Origin of the sequence: Sphingomonas olei (genome assembly GCF_045369765.1) — a bacterium.
Lineage (GTDB): Bacteria > Pseudomonadota > Alphaproteobacteria > Sphingomonadales > Sphingomonadaceae > Sphingomonas > Sphingomonas panaciterrae.
The window spans coordinates 23742-32189 of the sequence record NZ_JBIQEU010000022.1; the positions used below are offsets into that span (position 1 = coordinate 23742).

The 8448-nt window shown below is 66.8% G+C and carries 7 protein-coding genes; 5 read left to right on the top strand and 2 right to left on the bottom strand.

Annotation, left to right across the window (positions count from 1 at the left end; all coding sequences use genetic code 11):
- Positions 1-145 precede the first annotated feature (145 nt).
- The 5 genes from ACH0BU_RS15925 (at position 146) to ACH0BU_RS15945 (ending at position 4107) form a co-directional block, all read left to right on the top strand.
- Positions 146-478: a hypothetical protein gene (locus ACH0BU_RS15925; RefSeq protein WP_051749608.1), complete on the top strand. Its 333-nt coding sequence runs from the start codon at positions 146-148 to the stop codon at positions 476-478.
- Between the two features lie 89 nt (positions 479-567).
- Positions 568-2589 (top strand): TonB-dependent receptor plug domain-containing protein, encoded by a 2022-nt coding sequence (locus ACH0BU_RS15930; RefSeq protein WP_037447173.1) that lies wholly within the window; start codon positions 568-570, stop codon positions 2587-2589.
- 46 nt (positions 2590-2635) lie between these two features.
- Positions 2636-2992, top strand: a complete 357-nt coding sequence (locus ACH0BU_RS15935; RefSeq protein WP_037447170.1) for a Rap1a/Tai family immunity protein — start codon at positions 2636-2638, stop codon at positions 2990-2992.
- Position 2993: 1 nt separating this feature from the next.
- Complete coding sequence (locus tag ACH0BU_RS15940; protein ID WP_037447165.1) at positions 2994-3488, top strand: arsenate reductase/protein-tyrosine-phosphatase family protein; 495 nt, start codon at positions 2994-2996, stop codon at positions 3486-3488.
- Positions 3489-3573: 85 nt separating this feature from the next.
- Positions 3574-4107 (top strand): DUF4142 domain-containing protein, encoded by a 534-nt coding sequence (locus ACH0BU_RS15945; protein ID WP_037447162.1) that lies wholly within the window; start codon positions 3574-3576, stop codon positions 4105-4107.
- A gap of 289 nt (positions 4108-4396) precedes the next feature.
- Here the strand turns inward: ACH0BU_RS15945 and ACH0BU_RS15950 are convergent, their stop codons facing one another.
- On the bottom strand, positions 4397-4855 hold the full coding sequence (locus tag ACH0BU_RS15950; RefSeq protein ID WP_197462273.1) for a DUF3800 domain-containing protein: 459 nt from the start codon (positions 4853-4855) through the stop codon (positions 4397-4399).
- A gap of 454 nt (positions 4856-5309) precedes the next feature.
- Complete coding sequence (locus tag ACH0BU_RS15955) at positions 5310-8276, bottom strand: Tn3 family transposase (RefSeq protein ID WP_037447159.1); 2967 nt, start codon at positions 8274-8276, stop codon at positions 5310-5312.
- Positions 8277-8448: the final 172 nt, after the last annotated feature.

The following is an 8448-nucleotide window of genomic DNA, read 5'->3' on the forward strand; positions in this document are numbered from 1 at the left end:
CTTTGCGGCTCCGGAGCTGCGGCCATCGTCAATCGCTGCGGCAATCCGGGTCGGACGACGGCTTGAAGGGCCGAGGCCGCCGTCCGTTCACCTCCCTTGGACCCTGAAGAAAGTGGAACGGATCATGGCTAGCAAACGGAACCTCATGATCGGCGCCGGTGCCGCCGTGCTGGCGGTTGCCGGCGTGGCGTTCGCAGCGCAGCAGAACAATGAGGCGAACGAGAACCGCCTTATCGGCGAGCATACGGAGAAGGAAATTCCGCTCAACCAAGTGCCGGCGGCGGCGATGAACGCCGCGCGTGCGCAGCTCGCGTCCATCCGCGAAGCCGAGCTGGTGACCAGAAAGGCGGACGGCAGCACGCTCTACGAGCTCGAAGGCAAGGACAAGGCCGGCAAGAAGGTCGGGCTGTACATTACGCCTGAGGGCCAGGTGCTGGGAGGCGGTGCCGAAGGCGATCACGACGAAGACGGCGATTGAGGCGGCGACGCACGGGCCTGAAGGGGGGCAGGCCCGGCGTCCGGCTGCTGGTAGTGGCAATTTACTCGCCCTGATCGCATTGGTTCTGCATGACGTTGACATGGGTTTACGGGCTCGCCTTGGTGCTCGCACAGGATACAACGGCCGCCCCGGACGGCGCCGCAGCCGCTGGCGGGCAGCCGGGCGTCACATCCTTCCCTGCCGCGTCCTTCGCGGCCGCGCGCCCCAACACGGCATTTGACATGATCGCGCGGTTGCCCGGCTTTGCGTTCGATGGCGGGGAGAGCCTGCGCGGGTTCGGCGGGACGGCGGGGAACGTCTTGATCGACGGGCAACGGCCTTCGACCAAGACGGACAGCCTGGAAGGCATCCTCAGGCGCATCCCGGCGTCGAGTGTGCTCCGGATCGACCTGATCCGTGGCGGCACGCCGGGTATCGACATGCAGGGCCGCACCGTCGTCGCCAATATCGTCCTGAGCAGCGCCGCACGCACCGAGCTGACTGCCACCGGCGCCGTGAACGCGTATAGCGACGGCCGGGTCAGCCCGACCCTCCAATTCGACGCTTCGCGGCGGAACGGCGAGGGGTCGGTGTCGGGCTCGGTGCGCTACTACGACGAGGATGGCGGCGAGTTCGGATATGGCTCTCGACAAGTGCGCGACGGAGCGGGCCGAGTGCTCCGCGAGGCGCGCGCCCGACTGACCGACATCGATCAAGGGTTGGAGGTCCGCGGCAACGCGCAGTCGCCGCTATTCGGAGGGCTCGCCCATCTCAACGCCGCCTTGGACGTGACCGGGACCGACAAGTCCGAGCGATATGATTACCGTCAGCCTCGGGATCGGCCCGCCGACGCCACCGTCGAACGCTACCGCCGCACCGGGGGCGAGGTTGGCATGGATTACACCATCGGGCTTGGGCCGAGCCTTCAGGGCAAGATGGTCGTCGTCCAATCGCTGCGTCGGCGCACCTATGACAGCCGCTCGAACCAGAACCGGGTGCTGAGCGACTTCTCCCAGGTCCGCACCTCGGGGGAGAGCATCCTGCGCGGAACCATTACCTATACGCGCTCAGCCGACTTCAGCATCGAAGGCGGCGGCGAAGGGATCTTCAACTTCCTGAACGGCACATCGGCCTTGACGCTCGATGGGAGGCCGATCGTGCTTCCCAACGCCAGCGTTCGCGTCGAGGAGCGGCGCGCGGAGGGCTTCGCCACCGCCAACTGGCGGATCAGTCCCCGCTGGCACATTGAGGCGGGCGCGCGGGTGGAGACCTCCACCATCTCCCAGACGGGGGATACCAACAGCGCCGCGTCCTTCTTCTTCCCCAAGCCGCGCGCGGTCGTCACCTGGTCGCCCAGCGAGAGGGTTCAGGTTCGCGCTCGGGTCGAGCGCGAGGTCGGCCAGCTCGACTTCGCGGACTTCGTGGCGACCGCGAACCTGGCGACCGGCGTGGTCAGCGCCGGGAATGCCAAGCTCGAGCCCGAACGCCGCTGGGTGTTCGAGGCGGCATTTGAGCGTCGGTTCTGGGGTAGCGGCGACGTCGTGCTGACGCTCCGGCATGCTGCGCTCCAGCAGGTGATCGATCAGGTTCCGGTCGAAGGATTTAACGCGCCGGGCAACATCGGCAATGGCCGGCGCGAAACGGCGATCCTCGACCTCACGCTGCCGCTCGCCCGGCTCGGCATGCAAGGCGGCCTGCTCAAGGCCCGCGGTCAGGTGATCTCCTCACGGGTGATCGATCCCACAACCGGGCGACCGCGCCCGATCTCGGAGGACGAACCGTTTTCGGGATCGGTGACGCTGACAAATGATCTGCCGCGGCTGAAATCGACTTGGACGGTGAGCCTGGACAGCGGCTATCGCGAGCGCAGCTATCTAATCGACGAAATCCAGACGATCCGGCGCTACCCCTCGCTAGATGCTGCTTGGGAATACAAGCCGAGCGCCGCTTGGGCCGTGCTCGCGCAGGTAACCGATATCACGCGGCACGCCCGGACCCGGGTCCAGGACATTTATGCTGGGCTACGTAGCGAGGCGCCGATCGCACTGACCGATCGCGTCCGCGTGCGCGTGCCCTCAGCCTTTTATCTGCGTGCGCGACGAAGTTGGTGACGCGGAGCTTGCTCGTTGGCGACCACCGTACCCGAAGGAGAACATGATGAGGAGGCACTATTGGCTCGGGGCGTGTCTGGCGGTCCTGCTGACCTCCCCGCTACAAGCCCAAGAGAAGACAACGCAAGCGAACGGTGCCGACCTCATCACGAGCTGCCGCGCAAATAGTCCAGCGTGCGGGGCCTACCTTCAAGGTGTGCTCGACATGATGATCGTGGCGCGGCGCGATGTGTGTGCCGCGCCCCGGTATGACCGTGAGAGGCTGCGCGTCGCGTATCTCCGCTGGGCCGAAGAAAACACCTACTTTGAGAGTGTTCACATGGCAGCGGGCGCCGAGCGGGCGATGGACGTGGCTTGGCCCTGCCGCGCTAAGCGCGGGCGTGAAGCAGGGGCGGGCTCCTAGCATGACTTGCGAACTGCCGCTTCGGTTTCCGCGCCGCGCCTTCCTGACGCTCGTCATAGCGTCAGCCGCGACTGTCTCGACAGGCGTGGCGGCGCGCTGTCGTCCGGCCCGCGTGCTTCTCGTCTGCCAATATGGTAGCGTGAAGAGCGCGGTTGCGCGCGAACTGATGAAGCGGCGGGCAGCCGAGCGCGGTATCGTCATCGAGGTCCGCTCTCGCGGCATTACGCCCGAGGAGCACGTCTCCCCGTCGCTGGCGGCCGCGTTGCGGCTGGAGGGTGTAGACACGCACGCGCAGGCGCTCACCGTGCTTGCGCCCGAAGACCTTCAAACGGCGGACGTGATCGTTGGGCTCGAGCCGCCATCGAAAACCTCGTTACCGGCTTCGGCTCTCGACTGGTCTGATCTGCCCTCGTTCAACACCGAATATGCGCGCGCGCGCCCGCTGCTAGCTGCTCGCATCGACGCTCTCTTAAACGAAGTCGACCGACGATGCTAACTGAATTCTGGGTGGAACGCTGCAGACGATACGGCTCTCAGCCCCGCGCTAATCACAAAAACCAAGTAGTATGAGGAGTAGACCAATGCGAAAGTCGATCGAAGCGGCTGTAGGTGCGCTCGCAATCGCATTCTTCGGCGCACCCGTGGCAGCGATCGCCGTTCAATCTGGGATCAGCACAAACCCGCCGCCTGTGAAGACTTCCGAGTATATCGGAGCAGTTCATGCGTTGAGCCGTTACGAGGTCGATGCCAGCCGGCTTGCGTTGGCCCGATCCCAGGTCCAGGCCTCGCGTTCGTTCGCCCGGAGGATGGTCGACCTCCACACGCGCGTCATTGCTGGGCACGCCCGCCTGCTGAACGTCCCCATATCCGCCGAGGCCGAAGGGGCACTGGCTGAGCCCTTGTCGGAAATGCTTGAGCGATTGGAGAGCACGCCGTTGGGGGAGTTCGATCTGGCGTACAGACAAGGGCAGATCGCTGCGCATGAGGAAGCGTTGAAGGTCCATAGCGCTTATGCTGCGCAAGGGACCGATGCGCGGGCACGGGCCAAGGCTCAAGCCGCTATCCCAATAATCCGGAATCATCTCGACGCAGCGAGGAAGCTGCCCGGAGCCTGAAGGCGTTGAGTTGCGGCGCCCATTTGCCAGTGGCTGGACGTGAGGGTTTCAACTAATCTAGGGTCAATGAGTGCCGTTTTGTTCCGCACACCCACCCGGCTCGCCTTCGGCGGGGCTCTGGGTAAGCAGGCACTCTAAGCCTATTGCGGCTTGCGAGAGCGCCGCTTCCGTCATTGAAGGTTGAGGCGAATCGACCAAATGGGTTTCTGGAGGCTTTGTTCGCGGTGACGCGTGCATTGCCTTCTTTCGTTTCAGGCTCTGGGCTTCGGCCGCAGATCGTCGATCAGCTTCATGCCGTAGATCCGATCGCCCCTTCGGTCTCGCGCTGAAACTGGAGCTGATGGACCAGGTTGACGAGCGGCCGCAGCTCGTCGCGCGCCGGCGCCGTCATCCGCCTGATGCGCAGCCCCCAGCTAACGACATAGGCGACGATGTCGGCGGTCTGGATCAACGTCGTCAGGTCGCTATGGACGAAGAACGGCTCGGGAATGATGCGCCGCGACCGGCTGCGGCCATTGCGCGTGTTCACGAAATAGCTCGACACCTGGCCGAGCAGGATGTGCGTGGCGCTGCGATCGAGTTCGTCGAACACGAGATAGCCCATCGGATCGCTGGGAAGACCGTTCAGGAAATTGTAGAAGCGCTCGAACAGGAACGCATGTCCTTGCGTAGCGCGTCGCTGCGCTCGGGCCGCGGCGCCTCGCGCGGGACGATCGTGGCGAACACACGCGACGATCCTCGGCCGCAATGCCGGTCAGCACCTCATAGGGCGAATGACGCTGATCCTGGCCGGATTCGTCGATGAAAAGCGTCCAGCTCATTCCGGCTTAGGCGACAGCAGCTCGATGGCGTCCAGCTCGACGGCAAAGCGTCATACCCGGCTACTCGGGTAAACCGTGAACCGGCGTGACCGGATTCACGGCGATTCTCACCACCAGGCCATTGCCCGAGAAGTCATACTCCTTGGTCTAGTCTTTCTCGACAGTGGCGGTAATTTAAGGTGCCGGCCTCGATTCCTTTCTTGTAGCCCTGGGTTCGGAACACGACGCTGGCGCCGGGCTCAGGGACGCAATCGGCTTGCGTGGTAACGGTCACCGACCCGCTCAGAGCGGATTGTTATCCCATTGGTCCCCCTTGCTGGGGGCACCTCAAGGTTTGTGGCACGGACAGCGGTAAGCTGAACAGGTGGCGAACAGGGCGGCTCAGGCCACCTTGGCTCCGGGTCCGCCGGCGATGTTGAGTGCGCGGTAGCCGTCTTGATCGAGCTCGGCAGCAGCATCCTGCCAGAGGTAATCGCCGGTGAGGCTGATGTGTCGCCAACCAAGCGGGGCGACATGGCCGAGCAGCTCGTCGAGCGCGGGCTCGCCACTGGCGCGCAGATGCTCGACCGCACGGCCCATGTAGAGCGTGTTCCAGTACACGATCGCGGCGGTGACCAGCGTCAGCCCGGACGCCTTCAGCGCCTGGTTCTCGAATTGCGGATCGCGCAGGCGGCCCTGTTTATGGACGAACACGGCCTGGGCGAGCGTGTGACGCGCCTCGCCCTTGTTGAGCCCGGCCTGACACTGCTGGCGGAGCGCCCTGGATTCCAACCAGTCGAGCGTGAACAGCGTGCGCTCGATCCGGCCCAGCTCCTGGAGCGCGAAGTCGAGCCGGTTCTGGCGACGGTACGCGGCCAGCTTCTTCAGCATGACCGACGGTAGCACCACGCCGGCCTTCACGGACGCGGCGAGCCGGACGATCTCGTCCCAGCTTTCGCGGATGGCAGCGATGTTGAACGGGCGCCCGATCATCTTCGCGAGCGCCTCAGGGCGGGCCGTGCCCGGGAACAGGCCGAGCCGGCGGTCGGCTAGATCGCGCAGGCGGGGCACGAACCGGAAGCCGAGCAGGTGCGCGAGCGCGAACACGTGGTCGGACGCGCCGCCCGTGTCGGCGTAGTGGATCGCGGGTTCGATGCCGCAGCCGTGCGCGACCAACCCGTCCAGCACATAGGGCGCCTCCGCCGCGGTCGCCGAGATCAGCCGGACATGGTAGGGCGCGTAGGTATCGGCGACATGGGCGTAGATCTTCTGCCCCGGCTCCCGGTCGTAGCGCGCGTTGGTGCTGCCGGCCGCGCCCCGCCTGCCCGAGCGGAAGAACTGCCCGTCCGAGCTCGACGCGGTGCCGTCGCCCCACACGCGCGTGAGCGGCAGCGCGGCTTGCGCGTCCACCAGATGGCGCAGCCCTGCCGCGTAATTCTCTTCCGATACGTACCAGCCATGCGTCCAGGCGAGCTGGGCGTAGGTGACGCCCTGGCTGGCGTTGGCCATGCGCTCGATGCCGAGGTTCGTCGCGTCTGCAAGGATCGCGGCGAGCACGGCCTGCGGGTTGGAGTGGGCGCGGCCCGAGCGCAGTTCCGGAAATGCGCACAGGAACCCGGTGCGGGCTTCCACCTCGGCGAGCAGCTCGGTGATGCGCACGCGGGGCATGAGCCGGTCGACGGCCGCGTCCAGCCTGTCGGCCGCAGCGGGCGTTACGGCCGCGAGCGGGCTGACCCTGAGGTCACCGCCCCGCAGCTCCACGCCGTCAAGCGTGCCGCGCTTCAGCGAGCCTGCGAACCGGCGCAACCGCCAGTCGAGCAGCCTGGCGCGCCCCTCCAAGTAGCGGCCGACGTCGGTGTCGAACGGCAGCGTGAGCGCGATCTCGGCCGCTTTGCCGGGCGGGAGCATATAGCTGTCGAAGCGCAGGTGTTCGCGCGTACCCTCCACCCACAGGTCGCCCGATTGGAGCCGCTCGCGCACGGTCGCGACCGTGGCGGTTTCATAGCGACGGCGGTCGATGACGCCGCCCTCGGTGATCGCCGCCTTCCATTTTCTGGAAAACGGCATGGGCGCATCGGCCGGCACGGCTCGCCGCCCGGTCGCGTTCAGCGCGCGCACGACCTTGATCGCGCCGAGCACGCCGTCGCGCGAGCCTGCCGCCTTGAACCGGAACGCGTCAAAAAACGCGGGCGCGTAGCGCCGCATCGTCATGTAGCGCCCCGCCGCGCGGATCAGCGGCTCGTCACGGGTCAGGTCGGCGATCGCGGTCGCCTCGCCCTCGGCATCCAGAAGCCTCGTCCAGCCCACTCCGTCTTCGAGCGCCGCCCAGACGTCCAACCCGTCCTCGCGCGCGACCCGGAGCGCGCCGACCGTGGCGCCCAGCAGCCGCATGAGCCGGTTCACGTCGCGTGTGGTCGCCTCGATGCCGCGCTTCTGCGCGGCCCTGGCCCTGGCGAACAGGAGGCCGGTCTGCTTGCCGAACATCTCGATCGCGGCGTCCGCAAGCCGCGCTTCCAGGTCGATGACGGCTGCGGCGAGTGTCGCGCGCCTTCTGCGGAGCGAGTAGTCGGACAGGAGGAACGCGGGCGCGACATGGCCTTCGCGCACGAGCTGCTCGAAGCGGTGCTCGTGGATGCGGCCGGCAATGCCCGGGTCGAGCCCGAGCCGACGCACATGCGCGAGCCGGGCGAGAATGCCGGCGAGATTGCGCGCGGTCGGGCTGTCCGACGTGTCGCGCAGCCACGCGAGCGGCGTCGTGCCGCGATCCTGGTCCACGATCAGCAACGCATCCAGCCCCGCCACCTGCTCCGGACCGAGCGCATCGACCAGCGTGTCGGCCGCGAGGCGGCGCGCCATGGCGCGTCCCGCCACCCCGATCCGCTCGATACGGGCGGGCGCGGGCAGAACGATCCGGGCAGCACGCAAATGGCCCAGCACTGCCGCGGCGATCGGCTTGCCCCGTTCGGTCGCTTCCGCCGCGCGGGTGGCTGCGCCGAGCGCGCCGGGGACGTCGGCCGCCTCGAACGCGCGCAGGCGCAAACGCTCCATCGCCTCCCAGGCGTGCTCGAGCCGGGTCTGGGCGCGATGCGCGTAACCTTCGGCCACCGCAGGCGTGATGCCGAGCTGCGCGGCCACATGCCGCACCAGGAAGTCGGGGACGACCTCGTCGTGGCGCATGCCGAAGCCGGGATGACGCAGCAGGGCGAGGTGCAGCGCGAAGCCGAGCCGGTTGGCGTCGCCGCGCTTCGCTTCGATCAGTGGCCGGTCCTCATCGGCAACCGTGTAATGCTTGGCGAGCGAGGCATGGTCGAGGGGCACGCCGAACAGCGCGCGGCGCTCGTCGCCCGTCAACAGATCACGTCTGGCCATCGACTCATCCCCCGACCCGGAGCGTACCGGTCCCGCGTCGCAGGGGCGAGGTGTCGCGCAACTCTCAAGTTTCGCGACAGCGGCCCTGACCGGTCTGTAAATGTCAGCGCTGATTGGCACGTCCTGTCAGCGGTAAGTGGCACACCGGAACGGCCGGGTTTGGTGGACTGTG